Consider the following 23,862-nt stretch of genomic DNA (forward strand, 5'->3'; position numbering starts at 1 on the left):
GTCATGGCCCTCCAAAACAGATCAGGCGGTCGGCAGCCTGGGCTGCGTCGTGCAATTGCCCAAGACCCGACAGTGCCCACGGGGCATCCAGATTCACTGCGCTGCGTTGATAGCGCGTGGCCTCTTCGTTGTTGAGCACGCCACGGCGCAAAGCGGCGGCAATGCACACCACGCCGTCGAGCTGGTGCGCGCTGACGAACTCACGCCATTGGCGCGCAATGTCTTGCTCGTCCTGGGGCGCAACGATGTTATTGGAGGCGCTGTGCACGCCATCCTGATAAAAAAACAGCCGCACAATCTCATGCCCACCGGCCAGCGCTGCCTGGGCGAACAACAAGGCGCGGCGCGAGGAGGGCGCATGGGCGGCGGAAAATAGCGCAATCGCGAACTTCATGGAACTCTCTGCCAGCAAACGTGGGCCAATGATAAAGCCGCCGCCGCGAAAAAGCCCGCCGTGATCAAAACGGTCACTGCCGCTGATCGTTCCGGCGATTGCCGGTAGGCGCAAGGCTGCCTAGTCTGTGGGCATTCGAATCGGAAACGGAGTCTCCATGCCTGGTCCCTTGGCGTCCCTCAAAGTGCTGGATTTTTCCACCTTGCTGCCTGGCCCGTTCGCGTCGTTGATGCTGGCGGACATGGGGGCTGAAGTGCTACGCATCGAGTCGCCTACGCGAATGGACTTGCTGCGTGTGTTGCCGCCCCATGACCAAGGCACATCGGCGAGCCATGCTTATCTCAATCGCAACAAGCGCAGCCTCGCTTTGGACCTGAAGCAGGCCGAAGCGCTGGAGATTGTGCGTGAACTGGTCAAGGACTATGACATCGTGCTTGAACAGTTCCGTCCCGGCGTGATGGAGCGTCTGGGCCTGGGTTACGAGGCGCTGAAGGCCATCAACCCCGGGCTGATTTATGTATCAATCACCGGCTATGGCCAGACCGGCCCCTATAAGGACCGCGCCGGGCACGATATCAACTACCTCGCGCTGGCGGGTGTGGCCAGCCATACCGGCCGCCAGGACAGCGGGCCGTTGCCGCTGGGGGTGCAATTGGCGGATGTGGGTGGCGGTTCGTTGCACGCGGTGGTTGGCTTGTTGGCGGCGGTCATCGCCCGGCAGCAGAGTGGCGTCGGTCAATACCTGGATGTGAGCATGACCGACTGCTCGTTCAGCCTGAACGCCATGGCGGGGGCGGGGTACCTGGCCTGTGGGGTGGAGCCGGGTTGGGAGAATCATGCGCTCAATGGCGGCAGCTTTTACGATTACTACCGCACGCGGGACGGGCGCTGGATGTCGGTCGGCAGCCTGGAGCCGGCTTTTATGCAGCAATTATGCGCGGCGTTGAAGCGGCCTGAGCTGGCGGCTCAGGGCCTGTCCCCCCAGCCCGAACAGCAAAAAGCCCTCAAGTTGGCGCTGCAGGTCGAGTTCGAGAAACGCAGCTTTGATGAGTTGTGCGCGTTGTTTGCCGGGGTGGATGCCTGTGTGGAGCCGGTGCTGAGCCTGAGTGAAGCCGTCGAGCACCCGCAGTTGGAAGCCCGTGGGCTAGTGTGCCAGGTGCCAAGGGCCGATGGTTCGACCCAGGCGCAAATCGCCTGCCCGCTGAAGTTTTCAGAGGGGGTGCCGGCGCCTCGGCATATTGGGGTAGCGGTGGGGGCTCATAGTGATGAAGTGCTGACTGAGCTGGGGGTTAGTACTCAGCGGATAGCCGAATTGCGGAGTGCCAAAGTTGTTGGATAGCGTCTGAGCTGACGCTATCGGGGGCAAGCCCCCTCCCACATTTTGACCGCGCAACCTGTCAACTGTGGGAGGGGGCTTGCCCCCGATGAGGCCCTCACTCCACCCGGGTTTCCCCAGTGAACACCAACGTCTGCCGACACCGCCGACACAAATACCGCCGCCCCTGAGCCACCAACCCATGGCGCTGTGACGAAAACGGAAAGTCGCTGTCCGCGCAGGGGCATCGGTAGATGTAGCGGGTCACTTGGCGGCGCTTCACTTCATAGGTATGGCAACGATCCGGCGGCAGTTCGTAAACCCCGCGCATGATCAATTGCCATTCTTCGCCGTGGGGCTGGATGCGCTCGCCAAACAACTGGTGAGCGATCAGGTGCGCCACTTCGTGGGCCACGGTCTGTTTCAGGAAGTGCTGGCTGTTCTCTCGGTATAACTGTGGGTTGAAACGCAGCAGGTTCTCGTGCAAATGCGCGACACCGGCTTTCTGGCCCCGCAGCTTGAGGCTGACCTGGGGGCGTTTGAAGCTTCGTTTGAAAAAGGATTCGGCTAGCAGGAAACAATCTTCGACGCGGGTATTGAGTTGCTCGGGCATGCTGTACATATCTCCAGAGACGCCCAGTATGCCGCAAAGCCGGGTGTTTCCGAATCTGTCAGGCGCCGAATGGTCATGCATAACGCACAAGGCCACCTTGCGGTGGCCTTGCCCAGGTCGATAAACGCGTTAGCTGGTATAGATCGGGCCTACGCCCAGGCCCCAGACGATCACGGTAAACGCCATGATCGCCACCAGGACCACCAGGCCCACGGCCAGTACCGAACTGGAAAACAGGAAACCCTCGTCCGGGTCGATGCTCATGAAGGTCGGCAGCCCCACATACAGCAGGTATACCGTGTAGCAAATGGCAGCCGTGCCCACCACCATGCCCAGCCACATATGGGGATAGAGCGCCGCCAATCCGCCGATGAACAGCGGTGTCGCGGTATAGGTCGCAAAGGCCACGCAGCGTGACATGCTGGGGCTGGCGTCATAGGTACGGGCCATCCAGTGAATGAACGCGCCCATCACCGCCACGCCGCCGAGCATGGCCGCGTACGACATGAGAGTCATCCACAGTGCACTTTCCTGGGTCAGCATCACCGGCGCGCGGCTGCCGATGACCCAGCCGACCCGGGTCGTGCCGATAAAGGCGGATACGGCGGGGATCGCCGCGAGAATCAGGGTGTGAGTGAGGTACATGTGGCCGATGCTTTCTTCCTTATCGCCACGGATTTCCCGCCATTCCTGGTCGGGATGGGTAAACAGCCCCACGACGTGATGGATCATGCCAGTCACTCCTGTCGTTATTACCATCGCCCCCCATCGGAGCGCCCACGGGCCAAATGGCCTGAAAGGTCTGGATATATGTGCGACCTCAAGTCGCAGTATAGGAAGTGATGACCGGAAAAACTGTAGGGCTTTAGAGCAAATTGCACTGTAAACAGTGGGCCTAATCGCGGCGAGGTCTGTCGGGCGCAACTCGATCAATGGTGGGAACTGGCTTGCCTGCAATAGCGGTGGGTCAGTCAACCTAGCCGTTACTGATGGGCCCCCATCGCAGGCAAGCCAGCTCCTGCATTGGATCTCGGTCGCTCATAACGGTAAAATGCTGCGCTTTTCGTCACACACCTCTAGCGGATCCAAGCGCCATGGGCACTCTTACGGTCAACCAGAACAAACTGCAAAAACGCCTGCGTCGCCTGGCCGGTGAAGCGGTCGCCGATTTCAACATGATCGAGGACGGCGACAAGGTCATGGTCTGCCTCTCCGGTGGCAAAGACAGCTACACCATGCTCGATGTGCTGCTGCACCTGCAAAAGGTCGCGCCGATCAAGTTCGAGATCGTTGCCGTGAACATGGACCAGAAACAACCGGGCTTTCCTGAACATGTGCTGCCGGCCTACCTCAAAGAGCTGGGCGTCGAGTACCACATCGTTGAAAAAGACACCTACTCGGTTGTCAAGGAGCTGATCCCGGAAGGCAAGACCACCTGCTCGCTGTGCTCGCGCCTGCGCCGTGGCACGCTCTACACCTTTGCCGATGAGATCGGTGCGACCAAGATGGCCCTGGGTCATCATCGCGATGACATCGTCGAGACCTTCTTCCTCAATATGTTCTTCAACGGCTCGCTCAAGGCCATGCCACCTAAGCTGCGTGCCGATGACGGGCGCAACGTGGTGATCCGCCCGCTGGCGTATTGCAACGAGAAGGACATCCAGGCCTATTCCGACTTCAAGCAATTCCCGATCATTCCGTGCAACCTGTGTGGTTCCCAGGAAAACCTGCAGCGCCAGGTGGTCAAGGAAATGCTGGTGGACTGGGAGCGCAAGACTCCGGGCCGTACCGAGAGCATTTTCCGCAGCCTGCAGAACGTGATCCCGTCGCAACTGGCCGACCGCAACCTGTTTGACTTCACCAGCTTGAAAATTGATGAAACCGCTGCTTCGCGCTTCGTTAATGTTGTGAACCTCTGAGCCTATTCAATGCTCTGACACACGGCGCTCGCGGGCGCCGTTTTCAATTCAACTGCCAGGAGAGGGCATGCGCGATTACAAGTGGCTGCACGAATATTGTCTGAACCGTTTCGGTTCGGCGGCCGAGCTGGACGCCCACCTGCCTGTGCCCAAGACCGCGGCGCAATTGCGCAATATCGGCGATGACCGTTATCTGTCGACCCTGGCACTGCGCGTATTCCGGGCGGGCTTGAAACACAGCGTGGTGGATGCCAAGTGGCCGGCCTTCGAGCAGGTGTTTTTCGGTTTCGATCCGGAAAAGGTGGTGCTGATGGGGGCTGAGCACCTGGAGCGGTTGATGCAGGACACCCGTATCATCCGCCACTTGGGCAAGCTCAAGAGCGTGCCGCGCAATGCCCAGATGATTCTGGACATCGAGCAGGAAAAGGGCAGCTTCGGCGCGTTTATCGCTGACTGGCCGGTGACTGACATCGTCGGGTTGTGGAAGTACCTGAGCAAGCACGGCCACCAATTGGGCGGGCTGTCGGCACCGCGCTTTTTGCGCATGGTGGGCAAAGATACGTTTGTGCCGAGCTATGACGTGGTGGCGGCGTTGAATGCGCAGAAGATCGTCGACAAGGCGCCGACCAGCCTGCGCGACCTGGCGACGGTGCAAGCGGCTTTTAACCAGTGGCATGCCGAGAGTGGGCGGCCGATGTGCCAGCTGTCGATGATGCTGGCCTATACAGTGAATCATTGAGACTGAGGTGGCCCTATCGCAGGCAAGCCAGCTCCCACATTTGATAGGCGGCGCGGTCAAAATGTGGGAGCTGGCTTGCCGGCGATAGCGGTCTTCAGGCCGCCACAGGCTCAGCCAGCCGCCGATTCAACTGATGCCGCCACCGCACATACAGTAACGCCGTACAAAACACCGCCAGGCTCGCCAGCATTTCCAGCATTCCGAACACCTGCCGGTTCGGGTCATACGCCGCCAGCGCACCCTTGATGAAGTACAGGTTCACCACAAAGCACATCCACGAATGCCCGCGAGCACTGCCCAGCAGCATCCCGGGTGCCAGTATCAGCAGCGGCACCAACTCGATCAGCAGGATCACCCACGGACGGGCGCCGTGCAGGTCCGCAACGAACAGGTAATACACACAGAGCAGGCCCACCAGGCCAAGAAATGCCAACAGGCTCAATGCCCGCGCCACCTTGACCCGTGGTTCAAGCCACGCTTGCGGCGGCAGGACCTTAGGCTTTCTGGCCACGGCCGTTCTCCAGCAGCAAGGCAGTGTTTGCCAGGCGCAGACCCAAGGCGCGACACAGGGTGATTTCATGTTGATCGAGCATGCGCTTGCCATCCGGTCCCGAATGGTGGCTGGCGCCATACGGCGTGCCGCCGCCCTGGGTGTCGAGCAACGCCTGCTCGCTGTAGGGTAGGCCGGTGATCAGCATGCCGTGGTGCAGCAACGGCAGCAGCATCGACATCAGCGTGGTTTCCTGGCCGCCATGCAGGCTCGCGGTAGAGGTGAACACCCCGGCGGGCTTGCCGACAAGGGCACCGGTGAGCCACAGGTTGCTGGTGCCATCGAGGAAATACTTGAGCGGCGCGGCCATGTTGCCGAAACGGGTCGGGCTGCCCAGGGCCAGGCCCGAGCAGTTTTTCAGATCATCGAGGCTGGCATACAGCGCGCCTTCGTCCGGGATGCTCGGCGCCACGGCTTCACACTCGGTGGAGATTGCTGGCACGGTGCGCAGGCGCGCCTCCAGGCCGGCCTGCTCGATGCCCCGGGCAATCTGCCGAGCCATTTCACTCACCGAGCCATTGCGGCTGTAATACAGCACCAGCACATAGGGAGACGTCACGGCAGGATCTCCAACACGTTTTCCGGTGGACGACCAATGATGGCTTTATCGGCGGTTTCCAGGATCGGACGTTCCATCAACTTTGGGTGCTCGGCGATGGCGGCGATCAATTGTGCTTCGCTGAGGCTGGCGTCGGCCAGGTTGAGGGTTTTGTATTCGTCTTCGCCGGTGCGCAGCAATTGGCGCGCACTGATGCCGAGCTTGCTCAGCAGAGCCTTCAGTTGCTGGGCGTTCAGTGGGGTTTCCAGGTAGCGCACGACGGTCGGAGCGAGGCCGCGAGCCTCCAGCAGTTCGAGCGCACCGCGGGATTTCGAGCAGCGCGGGTTGTGATAAAGCGTCAGATCGGTCATGTGCGGGTCGCATCTTGCGTAAGGTGGCGGGTATTCTACCTGCGCGGCGGCCCGCTCTTAAACCGTAAGAGGCGATAGGTCGCAGCCAACGTTCATTTTTACGAAGGATTACCCCATGACTAGGCGACTGATCGGTGCATTGGCGATCATCACAACCCTGCTGCTCAGCGGCTGCGGCAATGACTACGGCGTTGACCAATACGGCAAGAAAGTGGCGGCCGACCGTCTGGACAAGCAGTGGGTGGTCGTCAACTACTGGGCTGAATGGTGTGGCCCGTGCCGCACGGAAATCCCCGAGATCAATGCCTTGGCCGACCAATTGAAAGGGCAGAATGTGGGGGTGTTCGGGGTCAACTTCGACAATGTGCAGGGTGAAGAACTCAAGGCCGCCAGCGAGAAGCTGGGGATCAAGTTCACCGTCCTGGCGCAGAACCCGGAAGGGATTTTTGATATCCCGCGCAGCGAGGCGTTGCCGGTGACCTATATCATTGATGACAAGGGCAAGGTGCGTGAACAGTTGATGGGCGAACAGACCGCGGAAGGGGTGATTGCCAAGCTCAAGGCCTTACGCGGCTAGACCAACAACTTCAAACAAGTGTGGGAGGGGGCTTGCCCCCGATAGCAGTGTGTCAGTCGATACATCAGTTGACTGCTACACCGCCATCGGGGGCAAGCCCCCTCCCACATTGAGATCCCACCAACCTACAGGATCGGTGGAATCAGCCTTCTTCCAGCCACAAACGAATCGGCTTGCCCTCGGCCGGCCAGAAGCGGGTCTGTTCGATCGGCGAGATATCCCAACGCTCAACGCCTTGCAGGGCCTGGAAGAAGCGGTGTTCCTGCTCCATCAAGGCTTCGGCGCAGAGTTTGCGGGTGCTGCCGATCTTGCCGAAGCTCAGCTTTTCGCCCTCAACGGTGTACGGCGCAAACCAGTGGTTGCAACCGCCATTGCCATAGGCGCGACCATCGGCGCCCAGGGTTACGGTCAGGTGTGCGTAGTCCATCAATGGCCGCTCACCAATCCACTCCACCACGTAGCTGTGGTCCTGCTCCAGCTTGACCGCGTCGCCGGCACAGCCGCTCAGGCCGGCGCCGAGGGCGGCGAGCAGCAGCGGGCCTTTCATTGTGCGGCCTGCTGGCATTTCGGGCAGCGGTGCTTGTCGCCTTCGCTGGCCCAGCCCAACTCCTTGATGCGTGCGTTGGCGGCGGGTTGCAGCGGCTCTTTGGTCAATTTGGTTTCCACCGCGAATTCAAACTCCAGCACGCTCTCGCAGCTGTCGCAGTTGACCTTCCAGGTGTGAATCTCCAACTCACCGAATTTCGGCCCTTGGGCCATGGCGACCCATTGGCCCGCCGGGCGGATGGAGTAGCGCGCGTCACCTTCGACGGTCAAGCGCATCGACAGGGTTTTACTGCCGCGCAGGGTGACGATCAGCACGTCGCCATGCTTGATCGAACCACCGTTGCCGGTGACCTGGTAACGGCCCGGCACCAGGGCACGGCATTCGATCAGGGTGTGTTGCGGGCTCAGCAAGCTGAAGCGGAAATCGTGTTCGGCCATGGGTCCTCCAATTAGGCGCGGCATCCTATCACGGGTACCGACCCATCATGCGCCTGGTATGTGACCGCTGATCATCCCTCGACCAGGTTCTGTGGCACGCCATCGGCCCACGCAGCAATGTTGGCCAGGGTGGTGCCGGCAATCGCCGCCAGGGCTTCACGGGTGAGGAACGCCTGGTGGGCCGTGATGATCACGTTGGGAAAGGTCAGCAGGCGCGCGAGCACGTCATCCTGCAAGGGCAGGTCGGAGCGGTCTTCGAAAAACAGCTGGGCTTCTTCCTCATACACATCCAGCCCCAAATAGCCGAGTTGGCCATCCTTGAGTGCGTCGATCAGTGCAGGCGTGTCGACCAGGCCACCGCGCCCGGTATTGATCAGCATCGCGCCCGGCTGCATATGGGCCAGAGAGCCGGCGTTGATCAGGTGTTGGCTGTCGCGGGTGAGCGGGCAGTGCAGGCTGATGATCTGCGCCTCGGTGAGCAGCTCGGGCAGGTTTACGTAGCGGGCGCCAAGGGCCTGTACCTGTGGATTGGGGAAGGGGTCGTAGGCCAGTAGTTTGCAGCCGAAACCGGCCATGATCTTGGCGAATGTCGCCCCGATCTGCCCGGTGCCAATCACGCCGACGGTCTTGCCGACGAGGTCGAAGCCGGTCAGGCCATGCAGGCTGAAATCGCCGTCGCGGGTGCGGTTATACGCGCGGTGCAAGCGGCGGTTGAGGGCCAGGATCAGCGCCACGGCATGTTCGGCCACCGCGTGGGGCGAGTAGGCCGGGACGCGGACGATGGCCAGGCCCAGGCGCTTGGCGGCGGCCAGGTCGACATGGTTGTAGCCCGCCGAACGCAGCGCAATCAGGCGCGTGCCGCCCTTGGCCAAGTGCTCCAGCACCGGGGCGCTGAGGTCGTCGTTGATAAAGGCGCAGACCACTTCGTGCCGGTCGGCCAGGGCGACGGTATCGAGGTTGAGCCGGGCAGGCTGAAAGTGCAGCTCCACGCCGGTCGGCAAAGGTTCGCCGAGAAAACTCTCGCGGTCGTAGGTCTGGCTGCTGAAAAGAATGACGCGCATTGAATAAAGCTCCCTGCAGTTTGCGAGTTGGAAATGCTGAGCAAGTGTGGGAGGGGTAATCCCCCTCCCACATGGGCTCAGTTTCCCTAAATCAGGCGCTGACCCGCGCTTCACTGGCCAGGCGGGCAATCGCCATGTCCAGTTCGTCGAGTGCGGCCATGGCTTTGGCGTCGTCCTGCTTGAGCAGGGTTTCGGCTCGCTGGCAGGCGGCGCGCAGTTGTGGCACGCCACAATAGCGCGTGGCACCGTGAAGGCGGTGGACACGTTCGATCAGGGCGTTGTTGTCATTCGCTTCGCGGGCGGCGGTGATGGCCTGGCGGTCGGCCTCCAGGGACGCCAGCAGCATGGCGAGCATGTCGGCGGCGAGATCAGCCTTGTTGGCCGCCAGGCGCAAGCCTTCTTCGTGGTCCAGTACCAGCAACTGCACGCCTGGGCCCAAGCCATCGTTGATGCGCTCCGGCCCTTGATTGCGCAGGGCCAGGCCGGTCCACTTCAACACCACTTGGGCCAGTTGCCGTTCGCTGATGGGCTTGGTCAGGTAGTCGTCCATGCCGCTTTGCAGCAGGGCGCGTTTTTCATTGGCCATGGCGTGGGCGGTGAGGGCGACCACAGGTAGCGGCGTGCCGTGACGTTCGCTTTCCCATTGGCGGATCGCCTCAGTGCTTTGGCGGCCGTCCATGCCGGGCATTTGCACGTCCATCAGCACCAGATCGAAGGTTTCCTGTTTCACCGCATCGATGGCGGCGTAACCGCTTTCCACCGCCTGGACCTTGGCGCCCATGTCTTCAAGCAGGGTTTGCACCAGCAACAGGTTCGCCGGGTTGTCATCCACGCACAGCACGCGCGGCGCACGGCTGGACAGCGGTTCGCCCGGCTCACAGCGAGAGGGGCGCGGGCTGATCAAATCGGCCAACGCCCGGCGCAACTTGCGCGTACAGGCAGGCTTGGCCTGCAACTGGCTGTTGGGGTTGGGCACCGACTGGTTGAACAGCATCTGTTCGGTGGTGGGGCACAGCACCAGCACCTTGCAACCCAAGTGTTCGAGGTCCCACAGGTGTTGGTTGAGGCGCTCGGGCGGGATGTCGTTGGCGGTGACGCCGAGCACCGCCAGATCGATGGCCTGCTCGGTTTGATGCGCGCTGGTGATGCCGTTGGTCAAGTTTTCCAGGGAGTTGAACGGGGTGACTTCCAGGCCACAATCTTCCAACTGATGTTGCAGGGCCTGACGTGCCAGTTCGTGGTTTTCCAGCACTGCCACGCGGCGCCCGAGCAGTGGCGGGGCGGGCAGATCTTCGACGTCGTCGCGGGTCTTGGGCAGGTTCAGGCTGATCCAGAACTCCGAGCCTTCGCCCGGCGTGCTGTCGACGCCGATTTCACCGCCCATTTGTTCGATCAGCCGCTTGGAGATCACCAGTCCCAAACCCGTGCCGCCCGGTTGGCGCGACAGCGAGTTGTCGGCTTGGCTGAATGCCTGGAACAGGGCGCGGACATCCTGATTGGACAGGCCGATACCGGTGTCCTGCACGCTGATGCGCAGTTGGACGCTGTCTTCCTGTTCGTCCTCGACCATTGCCCGAGCCACGATGGTGCCTTCGCGGGTGAACTTGATCGCATTGCTGATCAGGTTGGTCAGGATCTGCTTCAGGCGCAGCGGGTCGCCCACCAACGCCAGTGGCGTGTCGCGGTACACCAGGCTGACCAGTTCCAACTGCTTGGCATGGGCGGCGGGCGCGAGGATGGTCAGGGTGTCTTGCAGCAAGTCCCGCAGGTTGAAGGGCACGCTGTCGAGCACCAGCTTGCCGGCCTCGATCTTCGAGAAATCGAGAATTTCGTTGATGATGCCCAGCAAGTTGTCGGCGGATTTTTCGATGGTGCCCAGGTAATCCAGCTGACGCGGCGACAGCTCGCTTTTCTGCAGCAGGTGAGTAAAGCCGAGGATGCCGTTGAGAGGCGTGCGGATCTCATGGCTCATATTGGCCAGGAACTCCGATTTGATACGGCTGGCTTCCAGGGCTTCCTTGCGCGTCAGGTCCAGCTCGATGTTCTGGATCTCGATGGTTTCGAGATTCTGGCGCACATCTTCGGTGGCCTGGTCGATGCTGTGTTGCAGTTCTTCCTGGGCATTTTGCAGGGTCTCGGCCATGCGATTGATGCCCGAGGCCAACTGGTCCAATTCCTGGCTGCCCAACGGTGGCAGGCGGGTTTCCAGATTGCCGTCCTTGAGTTGGGCCACGGCCTGCTTGATCTGGCCGATCGGTGAGTTGATCGTGCGGCTGATGCGTAATGCCAAGGCGGCGGTGCAGATCAGTCCGATGGCGATCAATAACAGGCTGGCGAACAAGCTGCGATAACCGCGCAGCAACATGCCGTTGTGGGACAGTTCTACCTCGACCCAACCTAACAGGCGGTCGGACTCATCGGGGATCAGTTCGCCCGCGAGGTTGCGATGGCGACCGAATACCGGCAACAGGTAGCGCGTGGCATCGTTGCCAGTGCGCTGCAACAGGTGTGAGCTGTTGCCGATGGGCGGCTGGTTGAGCATGGTCGGGCCGGCGTGAGCCAGGGACGAGCGGTCGGGTGCGAGGAACGACACGGCGCGAACGTCCTGCTGCTCCAGGGATTGAGTGGCGATGCGTTCGAGCAGGTCGGTGTTTTTGCTGCTCAGGGCCGGTGCCACCAGCGGCGCCAATTGCTCGGCGATCATCTCGCCGCGTTGCAGCAGTTGGGTCTGCAGTTCCGACAGTTGCATCCAGGTGAAATAGCCTCCCAACAACAAGGCCATCAGGCTGGTCGGTAATAAAGTCAGCAACAGTACGCGGCCTTTTATCCCCATTCTTCTAAGCACGCCACTCTCCTGCTACCACATTGATATCAATTATCCACGCAGGCATCCGGCCCGCGCCACGTGCGCAGTGTAGCCATTTGCGCCGTGTGGAATCTCGCAAATTAATGACATGCGGCAATCTTCGGGCCATTCGCGGGTGGCTGGCGATTGCCTGTAACAGTTTAATCTTGAATAATCAGTCATTGAGAATGACTTGCAGACGCTAATGAATCCCGCAGTAGTTGGCCCACCCAGTATCCTGACCATCGAAGATGACCCTGTATTGGGCGCCTATGTGCAAGAGCACCTGGGCCGCTGTGGCTTTCAGGTCACCTGGTGCCAGAATGGCCAGCAAGGGTTGCAGATGGCGCGTGAGCAGGCATTCGATGTGGTGTTGATGGACATTCTGCTGCCTGGTTTGGACGGGTTGTCGATCCTCACGCATTTGCGCCAGAGCCATGCAATGCCGGTGATCCTGATGTCGGCCCTGGGCGCCGAGGCGGATCGCATCAGCGGCTTTCGCTTGGGGGCAGACGACTACCTGCCCAAGCCGTTCAGCATGATCGAGTTGCGCGTGCGCATTGAGGCGATTTTGCGTCGGGTCGCCCTGGACCGCCGCCCCCAGTCGACGCCGATACCTGTGCACGAAGAAGCCCACACCCTGCGCTTTGACGATGAGCTGTGCGATGTCTTCCATCGTGACCACTGGGCCGGGCTGACCCGTAGTGAGTATCGGCTGCTGGAAACCCTGCACCGCAATGCGGAAGAGGTACTCAGCAAAGCGTTCCTTTATCAGCATGTGTTGCAGCGCGGTTATGCCCCCCATGACCGTAGCCTGGATATGCATATCAGCCAGATTCGCCGCAAGCTCAAGGCCATCGGCTATAGCGAACGCGAAGTGCGCACTGTATGGGGCAAGGGCTACGTTTTGAGCGGTCACGATGAGGGGCTTTGAGCGCTTGCCCGGCAAGCATTCACTGTTCTGGAAGCTGGCCTGCCTGTTGATCGCCTTCTGCTTGTTGATGATTTGGCTCAGTTGGTCCTGGGGCCGGTACATGGAGGAGCGGAATGCCTACGTGGCTGAAGAGTCCCGCGAGATCCTGCGGGGCTATGCAGCGGGCGCCGAACTGGCCTGGAGTACACAAGGGCGAGCGGGGGTGGATGCGTGGTTGCAACTGATGGCTACGCGAGAAAGCACCTGGATCGGTGTGATCGGCCATGACCTGCAATCCCTCAGCAGCGCACCATTGAGCGCCAAGGAGAGCCTGCGCCTGACGTTTTTGCGTGGCCTGGAGTGGCCGGTCAGTCGGCATGTCAAAGGGTTGCCATGGATCAAGATCCCGTTTCCAGTCGACCCCGGCGCGGGGTTATTGGTGATCGAGCTGCCACAACGTTTTATGCCTGGGCGTTATCAGCTGTTGTGGCGTGTGGTGACCAATGGCGTGATTCCCGGTTTGTTCACTTTACTGCTGTGCATTGGCCTCTATCGGCTGCTGATCATGCCCCTCAATCAACTGCGTGAGCAGGCTAATGCCTGGCGCGCTGACCAGTTGAGCACGCGCATGTCTCACGAGGCTATTAGCCGCCAGGATGAGCTGGGCGAATTGAGCCGGGCTTTTGACCACATGTCCGAGCGCTTGCAGGGCACCGTGGTGTTGCAGCAACAGCTACTGCGAGATATGTCCCATGAGCTGCGCACCCCCCTGAGCCGCTTGCGCGTCGCCTGTGACAGTGAGCAAGACCTGGCGCAACTTCGTGAGCGGTTGAGCCGCGAAATAGACGGTATGCAGCGCCTGGTGGAAGACAGCCTGCAACTGGCCTGGCTGGACAGCGAGCGCACACCGCTGCCCAACGAAGATATCCAGATCCAGGCGTTGTGGGACATGTTGCGAGAGAACGCCTGTTATGAAAGCGATTGGCCGACGTCGCGCCTGCCGTGCCGGTTGGTGGTCGATTGCTGGGTGCGGGGCAACCTGAATGCGCTGGCCCAGGCCCTGGAAAATATCCTGCGCAACGCGATACGGCATTCGCCCGATAGCGGGGTAGTGCAACTGGACGGCTGCCGCGAAGGGGATTACTGGCACCTCTGGCTGGAGGATCAGGGTGGGGGGATTGATGAGCAAGACCTGGAGCGCATCTTCGCGCCCTTTACCCGCCTGGAAGGATCACGTCCTGGGGACGGTGGTTTTGGTCTTGGCTTGAGCATTGCCCGAAACGCCATACAGCGCCAGGGTGGGCGTTTATGGGCGGAAAATACCGGGCAGGGCTTGCGGGTGCATGTGCGACTCTTGGCCCGCTAACGCTCGGTGCGCTGCTGTTTGCGCTTTTTCCACTGGTGGGCAACCCACCAGCGCCAATACAGCATGGTCAGGCAATAGGCCAGCGCTGCCAAAAGCAAACCACACACCACTGACCCCAACAGGAACGGCTGCCACAGTGTGCTCAACTGACCACTGATCCATTCCCAGGTCAGGTTATCGGGCAGGCTGCGCGGCGGCACGTTCATCAGCCAGGCGCCCGTCAGATAGGTGCCGACAAATACAAACGGCATGGTGATCGGGTTGGTCAACCACACCAGGCTGACGGCAATGGGCATGTTGGCGCGCACGCTGATGGACAGGAGCGCCGCCAATAACATCTGCAAGGGAATCGGGATAAACGCGGCAAACAGGCCCACTGCCATGGCGCGCGCGACAGAGTGCCGGTTCAGGTGCCAGAGGTTGGGGTCATGCAGCAACGTGCCGAGAAATCGTAAGGACTTGTGTTCCCTGATGCTGCTGGGGTCGGGCATGTACCGTTTGAATAAGCGCCGGGGCATAAGGGGTCCAGATCAGGTCGAGGGGCAAGTATGCCCGCATTCTATAAACAGAAAATTCAGACTTTGTGACAAAACATCATAGGTCGGATCGGGCGACCCGCTAAGACTGAGTGGATCACTTGAAAAGGATGATCCATGAGAACAGGGATGTTCGCGCTCGCACTGGGGTTGCTGGCGCTTCGCTGGTTACCGGCACTGCCACCGGCCGGTTGGTTGTTGGCGATGCTGGTGTTGGCCTTGATGTTGTTGCCATGGCGTAGCTATCCGCTGGCATTTTTCCTGCTGGGCCTGAGTTGGGCGTGTATCAGCGCGCAGTGGGCGTTGGATGATCGATTACTGCCCGCGCTGGACGGGCAGACCCGTTGGGTCGAGGGGCGGGTCACCGGGTTGCCGCAGCAGACGGGTACCGGCGTGCGCTTCGAGCTGGCCGACAGCCAGTCGCGCACTGCCCGGTTGCCCAAGCGTATCCGGGTGTCCTGGCATGGCGGCCCACCGGTACGCAGTGGTGAACGCTGGCGCCTGGCCGTGACGCTCAAGCGACCGTCCGGACTGCTCAATTTTCACGGATTTGACTACGAGGCCTGGCTGCTGGCCCAGCGCATGGGTGCCACCGCGTCGGTGAAGGATGGCGAGCGCCTGGCGCCAGCTCGCAACGCTTGGCGCGATAACCTCCGTCAACGCCTGATGGATGTGGATATGCAAAATCGCCAAGCCGCCGTGACGGCGCTGGTGCTGGGGGATGGCTCCGGGCTGGATGCGCAGGATTGGCGGGTGCTGCAGGACACCGGGACCGTGCATCTGTTGGTGATTTCCGGCCAGCACATTGGCTTGCTGGCTGGGTTGATCTACGGTCTGGTGGCTGGTTTGGCGCGTTACGGTGCCTGGCCCCGAGCATTGCCGTGGTTGCCGTGGGCATGCGGTCTGGCATTTGTTGCCGCGCTGGGTTATGGCCTGCTTGCGGGGTTTGGCGTGCCGGTGCAACGGGCTTGCATGATGGTCGCTCTGGTGCTGTTGTGGCGCCTGCGGTTTCGGCATCTGGGTGCCTGGTGGCCGTTGTTGCTGGCGTTCAATGCTGTGCTGCTGTTTGAGCCCTTGGCCAGTCTACAGCCGGGATTCTGGTTGTCGTTTGCCGCGGTTGCCGTGCTGGTGCTGGCCTTCAGCGCACGTTTGGGCCCCTGGAGCGTCTGGCAGGCCTGGACCCGACCGCAATGGTTGATCGCTATCGGGTTGTTTCCGGTTTTGCTGATGCTCGGTCTGCCCATCAGTCTAAGCGCTCCGGTGGCCAATCTGTTCGCGGTGCCGTGGATCAGTCTAGTGGCGCTGCCCTTGGCGCTGCTAGGGACTGCTCTGCTATGGGTGCCGTTTGTAGGCGAGGGTTTACTGTGGTTGGCCGGTGGATCACTGGATGGACTGTTCAACGGCCTGGCACTGTTGGCTGCACGCCTGCCGGCTTGGATACCCGCTGAAGTGCCCTTGGAGTATTGGCTGGTGAGCCTCGTGGGCGCGCTGGTATTGCTGCTGCCCAAGGGTGTGCCGTTCCGGCTGCTGGGTTGGCCGATGCTGTTGCTGGCAGTGTTTCCACCCAGGGAGCTGGTGCCCCATGGACGGCTTGAGGTGGTGCAACTGGATGTCGGTCAGGGGCAGGCATTGATTCTGCGCACCCGTCATCACACCTTGCTCTACGATGCCGGGCCCCGATCCGGCCCGGTTGATTTAGGCGCGCGTGTGGTATTGCCGTCGCTGAAAAAGCTTGGGATCAAACAGTTGGACATGATGTTGCTCAGTCATGCCGACGCTGACCATGCTGGCGGTGCGATGGCGGTTGCCGAGGGGTTGCCCATCGGGAGGGTGGTGGGGGGCGAAACCGAAGGGTTGCCGGATTTTCTCGGGACTCAGCCCTGTATCAGTGGTGAACAGTGGACGTGGGACGGTGTGTCGTTCGAGTTATGGCAATGGTCTGATGCCATTGACGGTAATCCCAAGTCCTGCGTGCTACAGGTGCAGGCTAATGGCGAGCGCTTGCTGCTCACCGGTGATATCGACCGTGCGGCAGAACGGGCTTTGCTCGATACGCCGTTGGCGGTGCCAACCGATTGGTTGCAAGCGCCCCATCATGGCAGCCGCAGTTCCTCTTCCTGGCCCTTTGTACAACGGCTGGCGCCCAAGTCGGTGCTGATCTCCCGGGGGCGGGGTAATGCGTTCGGTCACCCCCATCCCTCGGTGATGGAGCGTTACCAGGCGTTGGGCAGTCGGATATACGACAGCGCCGAACAAGGCGCGGTACGCCTGCAATTGGGCGCCTTCGAGCCCCCGGTTGTTGCGCGCAGTCAACGCCGTTTCTGGCGCGAACCCTTACCGTAACCCAGCGTTGCCAAAGACCGACGCCTGCGACACGCGGGTCAGACGTCGACGAACACCGCGACTGAGCCTATATGGTAAAGTGGCGCACTTTTTCGAGGGGGCATTCACTGTGTGGGAATTGGTCAAATCCGGCGGCTGGATGATGTTGCCGATCATCCTGAGTTCCATCGCCGCACTCGGCATCGTTGCCGAACGCCTGTGGACCCTGCGCGCCAGTCGCGTGACCCCCGAGCATTTGCTGGGGCAGGTCTGGGGCTGGATCAAGAACAAGCAGCTCGACAAGGAAAAACTCAAGGAGCTGCGCGCCAACTCCCCCCTGGGGGAAATCCTCGCCGCAGGCCTGGCCAACTCCAAACATGGTCGCGAGATCATGAAAGAGTGCATCGAAGAGGCGGCCGCCCGGGTCATTCATGAGTTGGAACGCTATATCAATGCCCTCGGCACCATTGCCGCGATGGCGCCGTTGCTCGGTTTGCTGGGGACGGTGCTGGGCATGATTGATATCTTCAGCTCGTTCATGGGCTCGGGCATGACGACCAACGCCGCCGTGCTGGCCGGGGGGATCTCCAAGGCCTTGATCACCACCGCAGCGGGCCTGATGGTCGGTATTCCATCGGTGTTTTTCCACCGCTTCCTGCAGCGCCGCATCGATGAACTGGTGGTTGGCATGGAGCAGGAAGCCATCAAACTGGTAGAAGTGGTGCAGGGCGACCGTGATGTGGACCTGGTCGAGGGCAGAGCGTGAAATTTCGCCGCAAGCAACGGGAAAATGTCGATATCAACCTTGCGTCGCTGATCGACGTAGTGTTCATCCTGCTGCTGTTTTTTGTCGTCACCACCACTTTCACTCGGCAGACCGAGCTACGGGTCGATCTGCCGGAAGCGGTCAGCGGCTCGCCGGCCGAAGATCAACAGGTCAAGCAACTGGATATTGCCATCAGCGCCGATGGCGTGTTTTCGGTGAATAACCAGTTGCTGGAGAAAAACGACCTCAACAGCCTGATGGACGCCTTGCAGAAGGAGTCCGGTGGCGACACCACGCTGCCGTTGTCGATCAGTGCCGATGGCAAGACCCAGCATCAGGCGGTGATCACGGCGATGGATGCTGCCGGCAAACTTGGCTTCAGCCATTTGCGCATGTCCACCGTCGAGGCGGCGAGCGTACCCTGATGTCCATGTCCGATCGATTGCTCAAAGCTTGGTACGAGGGGCATCCGGCCCTTGCGCTGCTACGGCCGCTGGAGTCTTTGTATCGCCGAGTGGTGCAACGCAAGCGTGCGCGGTTCCTGGCGGGCGAGGGTGACATCTATCAATCACCGGTGCCGGTGGTGGTGGTCGGTAATATCACTGTGGGGGGCACCGGCAAGACGCCGTTGATTCTGTGGTTGATTGAGCACTGTCGGCGCAGTGGTTTGCGCGTCGGGGTCGTCAGTCGTGGCTACGGTGCGAAGCCGCCCCAATTGCCTTGGCGGGTCGACGCCAGTCACAGCGCCGAAGTGGCGGGTGACGAGCCTCTGTTGATCGTGCAGCGTTGTGGCGTCCCGTTGATGATCGACCCTGACCGCAGCCGCGCTGTGAAAGCGTTGCTGGCCAGCGAAACCCTGGACCTGATCCTTTCAGACGACGGCATGCAACATTACCGCCTGGCCCGCGACCTTGAGTTGGTGTTGATCGATGCCGCGCGGGGTCTCGGCAATCGCCATTGCTTGCCGGCGGGGCCGTTGCGAGAGCCGGTGGAACGTTTACAGAGCGTAGATGCGCTGCTTTACAACGGTGCCACGGCGGACCGTGAAGACGGCTTTGCCTTCCGTTTGCTGCCCACGGCGTTGGTCAACCTCAAAACCGGTGAGCGCCAGCCGGTCGATTATTTTCCGGTGGGCCAGCCGGTGCACGCGGTCGCCGGCATCGGTAACCCGCAACGTTTCTTCAATACCCTTGAAACGCTACACTGGCGACCGATACCCCATGCATTTGCCGACCACGCGCCCTATAGCGCCGAGGTCTTGAATTTTACGCCGTCATTGCCGCTGGTCATGACCGAGAAAGACGCGGTGAAGTGCCGCGCCTTCGCCCAGCCTGACTGGTGGTACCTTGCGGTGGATGCGGTGCCGTCGCCAGCGTTTATCGCCTGGTTCGACACGCAGTTGATGCGTCTGCTGCCCGCCCGTCTCTTGCCTTAAAACGCTTCTTTCCAGGACATACTCATGGACACCAAATTGCTCGATATCCTCGCTTGCCCGATCTGCAAAGGCCCGCTCAAGCTCAGCGCCGACAAAACCGAGCTGATCAGCAAAGGCGCTGGCCTGGCTTATCCGATCCGTGACGGCATCCCGGTGATGCTGGAAAGCGAAGCCCGCACCTTGACCACCGATGAGCGCCTGGATAAATGACCACCGCCTTTACCGTTGTCATCCCTTCGCGTTATGCATCGACCCGTCTTCCGGGTAAGCCGCTGCAATTGATCGGCAACAAGCCGATGATTCAGTGGGTGTGGGAGCAGGCCAGTAAAAGCAGCGCCGAGCGCGTGGTGGTGGCCACCGATGACCCGCGCATCATTGACGCCTGCAAAGGCTTTGGCGCTGAAGCGGTGCTGACCCGCGAAGACCATAACTCCGGCACCGACCGCCTGGCTGAAGTCGCCACGCAGCTGGGTCTTGCGCCCGATGCCATCGTGGTCAACGTACAGGGTGATGAGCCGTTGATTCCGCCCAGTGTCATCGACCAGGTGGCGGCCAACCTGGCGGCCCATGGCGAAGCGCGCATGGCCACTCTGGCCGAACCGATTGAAGACATCGATACCTTGTTCAATCCGAATGTGGTGAAGGTCGTCAGCGACATCAATGGCCTGGCCCTGACGTTCAGTCGGTCGATCCTGCCTTGGGCCCGCGACGCCTTCGCCAAGCGTCCCGATGTATTGCCGGAGGGCGTGCCGTACCGTCGCCACATTGGCATTTACGCCTACCGCGCCGGTTTCCTGCATGACTTCGTCAGCTGGGGCCCTTGCTGGTTGGAAAACACCGAGTCCCTGGAGCAATTGCGCGCCTTGTGGCACGGCGTGCGCATCCATGTGGGCGATGCCCTGGAAGCACCGCCTGCGGGTGTTGATACCCCTGAAGACCTTGAGCGCATCCGTCGCCTGCTGGGGGCCTGATGGAGGTTCTGTTCGTCTGCCTGGGCAATATCTGCCGCTCACCGACCGCCGAAGGTGTACTGCGCTACAAATTGCGCGAAGCGGGGTTGGCGGGCCGGGTTGAGGTGGCATCGGCCGGCACAGGCGAATGGCATGTTGGCAACCCGCCTGACCAGCGTAGCCAGCGCGCGGCGTTGGCGCGAGGTTATGACCTGTCGGCTCAGCGTGCCCAGCAGGTCTCGCGCGCCGACTTTGCGCGTTATGACCTGATCCTGGCCATGGACCACAGCAACTTGCGTAACCTCAAGGCGCTGCACCCGGGGCAGGGCAAGGCGGAACTGGATTTGTTCCTGCGCCGCTATGAGGGCGAGGTCGACGAAGTACCAGACCCTTACTATGGAGGCGAGCAAGGTTTTGAGCGGGTTCTGGACCTGATCGAGCGTGCCTGCGATTTATTGATCATCGAATTGAAGGGGCGGTTATGACCTTGCAAGTGCTTGCGCAGGTATCGCTCAAGCCATTCAACAGCTTCGGCATTGATGTGCGTGCCCAGCTGTTTGCCGAGGCCCACAGTGATGCGGATGTCCGTGAAGCGCTGGCCTATGCTGCTGTGCAGGCGGTGCCGCTGTTGGTGATCGGTGGTGGCAGCAATTTGCTGTTGACCCAGGACATTGCTGCGCTGGTCTTGCGTATGGCCACCCAAGGTATCCGGGTGTTGCACGACGACGGTGTGCACGTAGTGGTGGAGGCCGAGGCTGGAGAGGCCTGGCACCCCTTTGTGCTGTGGACCTTGGAGCAAGGCTTTAGCGGCCTGGAAAACCTCAGCCTGATCCCTGGAACCGTCGGTGCTGCTCCGATGCAGAACATTGGCGCCTACGGAGTGGAGATCAAGGACGTCTTTGCCGGCCTGACTGCCTTGGATCGCCACACGGGCGAACTGCGGGATTTCAGCCTGGATGAGTGCAACTTCGCCTACCGTGACAGCCTGTTCAAGCATGAAGTCGGGCGTTGGTTGATCTTGCGAGTGCGCTTTGTCCTGAGTCGGGCCGCGCACCTTAAACTGGACTACGGCCCAGTGCAGCAGCGCTTGGCCGGGCAGGGGATCATCGAGGCGACCCCGAGTGATGTCAGCCGCGCGATCTGCAGTATTCGCCGAGAGAAACTGCCCGATCCGGCGGAGCTTGGCAACGCTGGTAGCTTCTTCAAGAACCCGCTGGTGTCTCAGGCGCTGGCTGCAGAGTTGCAGGCGCAGTACCCGGATCTGGTGGTGTACCCTCAGGCCGATGGCCGGATGAAGCTCGCCGCTGGCTGGTTGATCGATAAGGCGGGCTGGAAGGGCTTCAGAGACGGTGATGCCGGCGTGCATAAGCTGCAGGCGCTAGTGCTGGTCAACTATGGCACTGCCACCGGGCATGACATTGCAAACTTGGCACTGCGTATCCAGCAGAATATTGCCGAGCGCTTCAAGGTCGACCTGGAGATGGAACCCAACCAGTATTGAACCCTGAAACAAAAATGCCCCGTATCTTTCGATACGGGGCATTTTTTTGGGTGCTAGCGATCAGTCATCACGGCTCATGATGCCGAAGATCTGCAACAGGCTGATGAACAGGTTGTAGATCGATACATACAGGCTGATGGTCGCCATGATGTAGTTACGCTCACCGCCATGGATGATGGCGCTGGTCTGGAACAGGATGCACACAGAGGAGAACAGCACGAAGCCCGCGCTGATCGCCAGTTGCAGGCCGCTGATCTGGAAGAACATGCCAGCTACGACGGCTGCCAGCAGCACGAAGAAACCTGCGGTAATGAAACCACCCAGGAAGCTCATGTCCTTGCGGCTGATCAGCACATAGGCCGACAGGCCGCCAAACACCAGGGCGGTCATGGCAAATGCCGAACTGACCACTTCGGCACCGCCGGCCATGCCGAGGTAACGGTTGAGGATCGGGCCGAGGATAAAGCCCATGAAACCGGTCAAGGCAAACGCCGACACCAGGCCCCAGGCCGAGTCACGCAGCTTGTTGGTCAGGAAGAACAGGCCATAGAAGCCGATCAGCACGACAAAGATATTCGGATAACCAACACGCATCTGCTGTGCCACGTACGCCATCACGCCGCTGAATGCGAGGGTCAGGGCGAGCAAGCCGTAGGTGTTGCGCAACACGCGGCTGACTTCAAGCTGCTCAGCCTGCGCGTTACCATTCACTGCGTAATTCTGTTCGCGCATGGCGACACTCCTTCAGTTTTGAAACGTTCAGTCGCAAAGATCATAACAGACGCTCTGTAACAAGCTATGGCGAGAGTTTGACAGTGTGTTTCATTCGGGTATTATGGCGCCCGCTGACACAGGAAGGGCTACTATCATCCTGTGATGCGAAAGGGAAATTGGCAGAGTGGTTGAATGCACCGGTCTTGAAAACCGGCGAACGTTAATAGCGTTCCCAGGGTTCGAATCCCTGGTTTCCCGCCAAGATTTACACGAAAGCCCCGCTGATGCGGGGCTTTTGCGTTTCTGGGGCTTGTGAATGTCGGCAGTGAAACATCTGATCGTTTCCGCATCATTTCATGCGGTTTCCGCAACTCAGCCAGATTTGAGATCAACGAGTCGGCTTCACGATCTCACCAACACGCCTGTAGACCGTCTCCGTGATGCGCTTGTCCGTGTGCCCCAGGAGGCGACTGGCATCACCCAGGTCGAGGATCTCGCTGGCGGCTTTCGGTCGGATATCGCGGAATTGGAACTGACGAATGCTCGCAGCAAGAATCCCGTCTCCTTTCTCGCGGGCTGTCGCTATCGCCCGGTCCCTGGCGTCGTCAAAGCGCAATCGCAGCATCGGCTTGGTCACCTGTCGCCCATCCTCCGTGACAATCAGGTACGGGCTCCGCACGCCGCGGGAACGCCTCTGCTCTATCAACCGCTCCACCAGTGCGCCTAAGTCATTCAAAACTCCGGCGGCAGTCAGGCGGATTCGTAGCTTTTTGGAAGTTTTGCCCTGGGCAACCTGCAGGAACTCGTTAACCGCGTCTGCTTCCCGCATCGAAAGCACGTCCGCCGGGCGCTGACCAGTCAAATAAGCCAGGTCCATGGCGTCGCGCAACTCCGAGGTCGCGACCGTATACACGGCGCCCCAGATTTCCTCGGTTGCGTAAAAGTCTCGCGGCACTTCCTTGTTCTTCCGCACGCCGGCAGCCGGGTTGCTCTCGGTGATCCCCCACTCGCGTGCGATGTTGTAGATGTGCGAGAGCAGGGAGATCTCGCGGTTGGCTCTCACCTTGGCGCTTCGGCCGTCTCGGTACTGGGCTATGATCTGCGGCGTCACCGCGTCGATGGGCGCATCGCTGAAGGCTTTGCGCAATTGCTTCAGGCTCAGCAGGTTGTCGCTCTGCGTCTTTGGCGCCTTTCCCGGGATGACCTCCCGCTCGTACCGATCAAACACCTGGCCCAGCATAGCGTTCTTCTTCGGAACCGGCTTGCAGTCGAGCTTTGCCCATTCAGCCTTGGCGATGTCCAAGTCACCCCCGAGCGGGATTTCCACCCGCTTCCCGTCCTCATTCCTCCCGTCGTAGTAGTACCCAACCCACTCTTTACCGCCTTTCAAGTTGCGCACACGCCGAATTATTCGCGGCGGCAGATCCCTGTTTGCCGCCTTTTTTGCTCGCAT

The 23,862-nt window shown here is 60.7% G+C and carries 27 protein-coding genes and 1 tRNA gene; 15 read left to right on the top strand and 13 right to left on the bottom strand.

All coding sequences use genetic code 11. From position 1 onward, the window contains the following. Nucleotide 1: 1 nt before the first annotated feature. A complete protein-coding gene (gene tusD / locus AC07V4_RS06960; RefSeq protein WP_492635447.1) occupies nucleotides 2-394 on the bottom strand; it encodes a sulfurtransferase complex subunit TusD in 393 nt (130 codons plus the stop codon). 157 nt (nucleotides 395-551) lie between these two features. Between tusD and AC07V4_RS06965 the strand changes: the two genes are divergently transcribed. Further along, on the top strand, nucleotides 552-1,733 hold the full coding sequence (locus AC07V4_RS06965; RefSeq protein ID WP_492635446.1) for a CaiB/BaiF CoA transferase family protein: 1,182 nt from the start codon (nucleotides 552-554) through the stop codon (nucleotides 1,731-1,733). A 94-nt stretch (nucleotides 1,734-1,827) separates the two neighbouring features. Here the strand turns inward: AC07V4_RS06965 and AC07V4_RS06970 are convergent, their stop codons facing one another. Both AC07V4_RS06970 and AC07V4_RS06975 read right to left on the bottom strand, forming a co-directional pair. After that, nucleotides 1,828-2,322 carry a SprT family zinc-dependent metalloprotease gene (locus AC07V4_RS06970; protein ID WP_492635445.1) on the bottom strand — a complete coding sequence of 165 codons (495 nt, stop codon included), beginning with the start codon at nucleotides 2,320-2,322 and terminating at the stop codon, nucleotides 1,828-1,830. 129 nt (nucleotides 2,323-2,451) lie between these two features. Continuing rightward, nucleotides 2,452-3,054, bottom strand: a complete 603-nt coding sequence (locus AC07V4_RS06975) for a Yip1 family protein (RefSeq protein WP_492635444.1) — start codon at nucleotides 3,052-3,054, stop codon at nucleotides 2,452-2,454. 362 nt (nucleotides 3,055-3,416) lie between these two features. On the opposite strand from AC07V4_RS06975, the gene ttcA reads away from it, so the two are divergent. Beyond that, nucleotides 3,417-4,241, top strand: coding sequence for a tRNA 2-thiocytidine(32) synthetase TtcA (gene ttcA / locus AC07V4_RS06980; RefSeq protein ID WP_014718888.1), 825 nt, complete (start codon nucleotides 3,417-3,419; stop codon nucleotides 4,239-4,241). A gap of 67 nt (nucleotides 4,242-4,308) precedes the next feature. Beyond that, nucleotides 4,309-4,980, top strand: a complete 672-nt coding sequence (locus AC07V4_RS06985; protein ID WP_492635443.1) for a DNA-3-methyladenine glycosylase I — start codon at nucleotides 4,309-4,311, stop codon at nucleotides 4,978-4,980. Nucleotides 4,981-5,074: 94 nt separating this feature from the next. Here the strand turns inward: AC07V4_RS06985 and AC07V4_RS06990 are convergent, their stop codons facing one another. From AC07V4_RS06990 to arsC, 3 genes are read right to left on the bottom strand one after another with little or no spacing between them, the layout of a single operon-like run. Further along, the gene (locus AC07V4_RS06990; RefSeq protein WP_492635442.1) at nucleotides 5,075-5,491 is read right to left on the bottom strand and encodes a DUF2069 domain-containing protein; all 417 of its coding nucleotides are present in this window, start codon (nucleotides 5,489-5,491) and stop codon (nucleotides 5,075-5,077) included. Beyond that, nucleotides 5,475-6,089, bottom strand: a complete 615-nt coding sequence (gene wrbA, locus AC07V4_RS06995) for an NAD(P)H:quinone oxidoreductase (protein ID WP_492635441.1) — start codon at nucleotides 6,087-6,089, stop codon at nucleotides 5,475-5,477. The genes AC07V4_RS06990 and wrbA overlap by 17 nt, the downstream gene beginning before the upstream one ends. Beyond that, nucleotides 6,086-6,439, bottom strand: coding sequence for an arsenate reductase (glutaredoxin) (gene arsC / locus AC07V4_RS07000; protein WP_492635440.1), 354 nt, complete (start codon nucleotides 6,437-6,439; stop codon nucleotides 6,086-6,088). Before arsC ends, wrbA begins: the two co-directional genes overlap by 4 nt. 115 nt (nucleotides 6,440-6,554) lie before the next feature. Between arsC and AC07V4_RS07005 the strand changes: the two genes are divergently transcribed. Beyond that, on the top strand, nucleotides 6,555-7,016 hold the full coding sequence (locus AC07V4_RS07005) for a TlpA family protein disulfide reductase (RefSeq protein WP_492635439.1): 462 nt from the start codon (nucleotides 6,555-6,557) through the stop codon (nucleotides 7,014-7,016). Between the two features lie 142 nt (nucleotides 7,017-7,158). On the opposite strand, the gene AC07V4_RS07010 is transcribed toward AC07V4_RS07005, so the two are convergent. The 4 genes from AC07V4_RS07010 to AC07V4_RS07025 all read right to left on the bottom strand — a co-directional run bounded on the left by AC07V4_RS07010 (nucleotide 7,159) and on the right by AC07V4_RS07025 (nucleotide 11,906). After that, nucleotides 7,159-7,563: an META domain-containing protein gene (locus tag AC07V4_RS07010; protein WP_431751533.1), complete on the bottom strand. Its 405-nt coding sequence runs from the start codon at nucleotides 7,561-7,563 to the stop codon at nucleotides 7,159-7,161. Beyond that, nucleotides 7,560-8,000 (bottom strand): hypothetical protein, encoded by a 441-nt coding sequence (locus AC07V4_RS07015; protein ID WP_492635438.1) that lies wholly within the window; start codon nucleotides 7,998-8,000, stop codon nucleotides 7,560-7,562. The genes AC07V4_RS07010 and AC07V4_RS07015 overlap by 4 nt, the downstream gene beginning before the upstream one ends. Nucleotides 8,001-8,071: 71 nt before the next feature. Then, nucleotides 8,072-9,061, bottom strand: a complete 990-nt coding sequence (locus tag AC07V4_RS07020; protein ID WP_492635437.1) for a 2-hydroxyacid dehydrogenase — start codon at nucleotides 9,059-9,061, stop codon at nucleotides 8,072-8,074. 91 nt (nucleotides 9,062-9,152) lie between these two features. Beyond that, nucleotides 9,153-11,906, bottom strand: a complete 2,754-nt coding sequence (locus AC07V4_RS07025; RefSeq protein ID WP_495029360.1) for a response regulator — start codon at nucleotides 11,904-11,906, stop codon at nucleotides 9,153-9,155. Between the two features lie 205 nt (nucleotides 11,907-12,111). On the opposite strand from AC07V4_RS07025, the gene AC07V4_RS07030 reads away from it, so the two are divergent. Both AC07V4_RS07030 and AC07V4_RS07035 read left to right on the top strand, forming a co-directional pair. Continuing rightward, entirely contained in the window at nucleotides 12,112-12,840 is a 729-nt protein-coding gene (locus AC07V4_RS07030) for a response regulator transcription factor (RefSeq protein WP_492635435.1), read from the top strand. Next, complete coding sequence (locus AC07V4_RS07035) at nucleotides 12,827-14,185, top strand: histidine kinase sensor domain-containing protein (protein ID WP_492635434.1); 1,359 nt, start codon at nucleotides 12,827-12,829, stop codon at nucleotides 14,183-14,185. Before AC07V4_RS07030 ends, AC07V4_RS07035 begins: the two co-directional genes overlap by 14 nt. Here the strand turns inward: AC07V4_RS07035 and AC07V4_RS07040 are convergent. Then, entirely contained in the window at nucleotides 14,182-14,703 is a 522-nt protein-coding gene (locus tag AC07V4_RS07040) for a DUF2062 domain-containing protein (protein ID WP_492635433.1), read from the bottom strand. The two genes, AC07V4_RS07035 and AC07V4_RS07040, sit on opposite strands and share 4 nt — an antisense overlap. Nucleotides 14,704-14,850: 147 nt before the next feature. On the opposite strand from AC07V4_RS07040, the gene AC07V4_RS07045 reads away from it, so the two are divergent. From AC07V4_RS07045 to murB, 8 genes are all read left to right on the top strand, one after another. Then, nucleotides 14,851-17,064: a DNA internalization-related competence protein ComEC/Rec2 gene (locus AC07V4_RS07045; protein WP_492635432.1), complete on the top strand. Its 2,214-nt coding sequence runs from the start codon at nucleotides 14,851-14,853 to the stop codon at nucleotides 17,062-17,064. A 109-nt stretch (nucleotides 17,065-17,173) separates the two neighbouring features. Further along, on the top strand, nucleotides 17,174-17,809 hold the full coding sequence (locus AC07V4_RS07050; RefSeq protein ID WP_431751105.1) for a MotA/TolQ/ExbB proton channel family protein: 636 nt from the start codon (nucleotides 17,174-17,176) through the stop codon (nucleotides 17,807-17,809). Beyond that, on the top strand, nucleotides 17,806-18,234 hold the full coding sequence (locus tag AC07V4_RS07055) for an ExbD/TolR family protein (protein ID WP_431751104.1): 429 nt from the start codon (nucleotides 17,806-17,808) through the stop codon (nucleotides 18,232-18,234). The genes AC07V4_RS07050 and AC07V4_RS07055 overlap by 4 nt, the downstream gene beginning before the upstream one ends. Continuing rightward, nucleotides 18,234-19,244: a tetraacyldisaccharide 4'-kinase gene (gene lpxK / locus AC07V4_RS07060; protein WP_492635431.1), complete on the top strand. Its 1,011-nt coding sequence runs from the start codon at nucleotides 18,234-18,236 to the stop codon at nucleotides 19,242-19,244. Before AC07V4_RS07055 ends, lpxK begins: the two co-directional genes overlap by 1 nt. A gap of 24 nt (nucleotides 19,245-19,268) precedes the next feature. Beyond that, a complete protein-coding gene (locus AC07V4_RS07065; RefSeq protein WP_003174668.1) occupies nucleotides 19,269-19,454 on the top strand; it encodes a Trm112 family protein in 186 nt (61 codons plus the stop codon). Further along, a complete protein-coding gene (kdsB, locus tag AC07V4_RS07070; protein WP_492635430.1) occupies nucleotides 19,451-20,215 on the top strand; it encodes a 3-deoxy-manno-octulosonate cytidylyltransferase in 765 nt (254 codons plus the stop codon). Before AC07V4_RS07065 ends, kdsB begins: the two co-directional genes overlap by 4 nt. Further along, the gene (locus AC07V4_RS07075; protein ID WP_492635429.1) at nucleotides 20,215-20,679 is read left to right on the top strand and encodes a low molecular weight protein-tyrosine-phosphatase; all 465 of its coding nucleotides are present in this window, start codon (nucleotides 20,215-20,217) and stop codon (nucleotides 20,677-20,679) included. The genes kdsB and AC07V4_RS07075 overlap by 1 nt, the downstream gene beginning before the upstream one ends. After that, a complete protein-coding gene (gene murB / locus AC07V4_RS07080; RefSeq protein WP_492635428.1) occupies nucleotides 20,676-21,695 on the top strand; it encodes a UDP-N-acetylmuramate dehydrogenase in 1,020 nt (339 codons plus the stop codon). The genes AC07V4_RS07075 and murB overlap by 4 nt, the downstream gene beginning before the upstream one ends. 60 nt (nucleotides 21,696-21,755) lie before the next feature. Here the strand turns inward: murB and AC07V4_RS07085 are convergent, their stop codons facing one another. After that, a complete protein-coding gene (locus AC07V4_RS07085; protein ID WP_053256786.1) occupies nucleotides 21,756-22,427 on the bottom strand; it encodes a Bax inhibitor-1/YccA family protein in 672 nt (223 codons plus the stop codon). Between the two features lie 152 nt (nucleotides 22,428-22,579). Between AC07V4_RS07085 and AC07V4_RS07090 the strand changes: the two genes are divergently transcribed. Next, nucleotides 22,580-22,670: transfer RNA gene (locus AC07V4_RS07090), tRNA-Ser, on the top strand. 127 nt (nucleotides 22,671-22,797) lie between these two features. On the opposite strand, the gene AC07V4_RS07095 is transcribed toward AC07V4_RS07090, so the two are convergent. After that, entirely contained in the window at nucleotides 22,798-23,862 is a 1,065-nt protein-coding gene (locus AC07V4_RS07095) for a tyrosine-type recombinase/integrase (RefSeq protein WP_492635427.1), read from the bottom strand.

The organism is Pseudomonas sp. GW821-FHT03A09 (genome assembly GCF_059421065.1).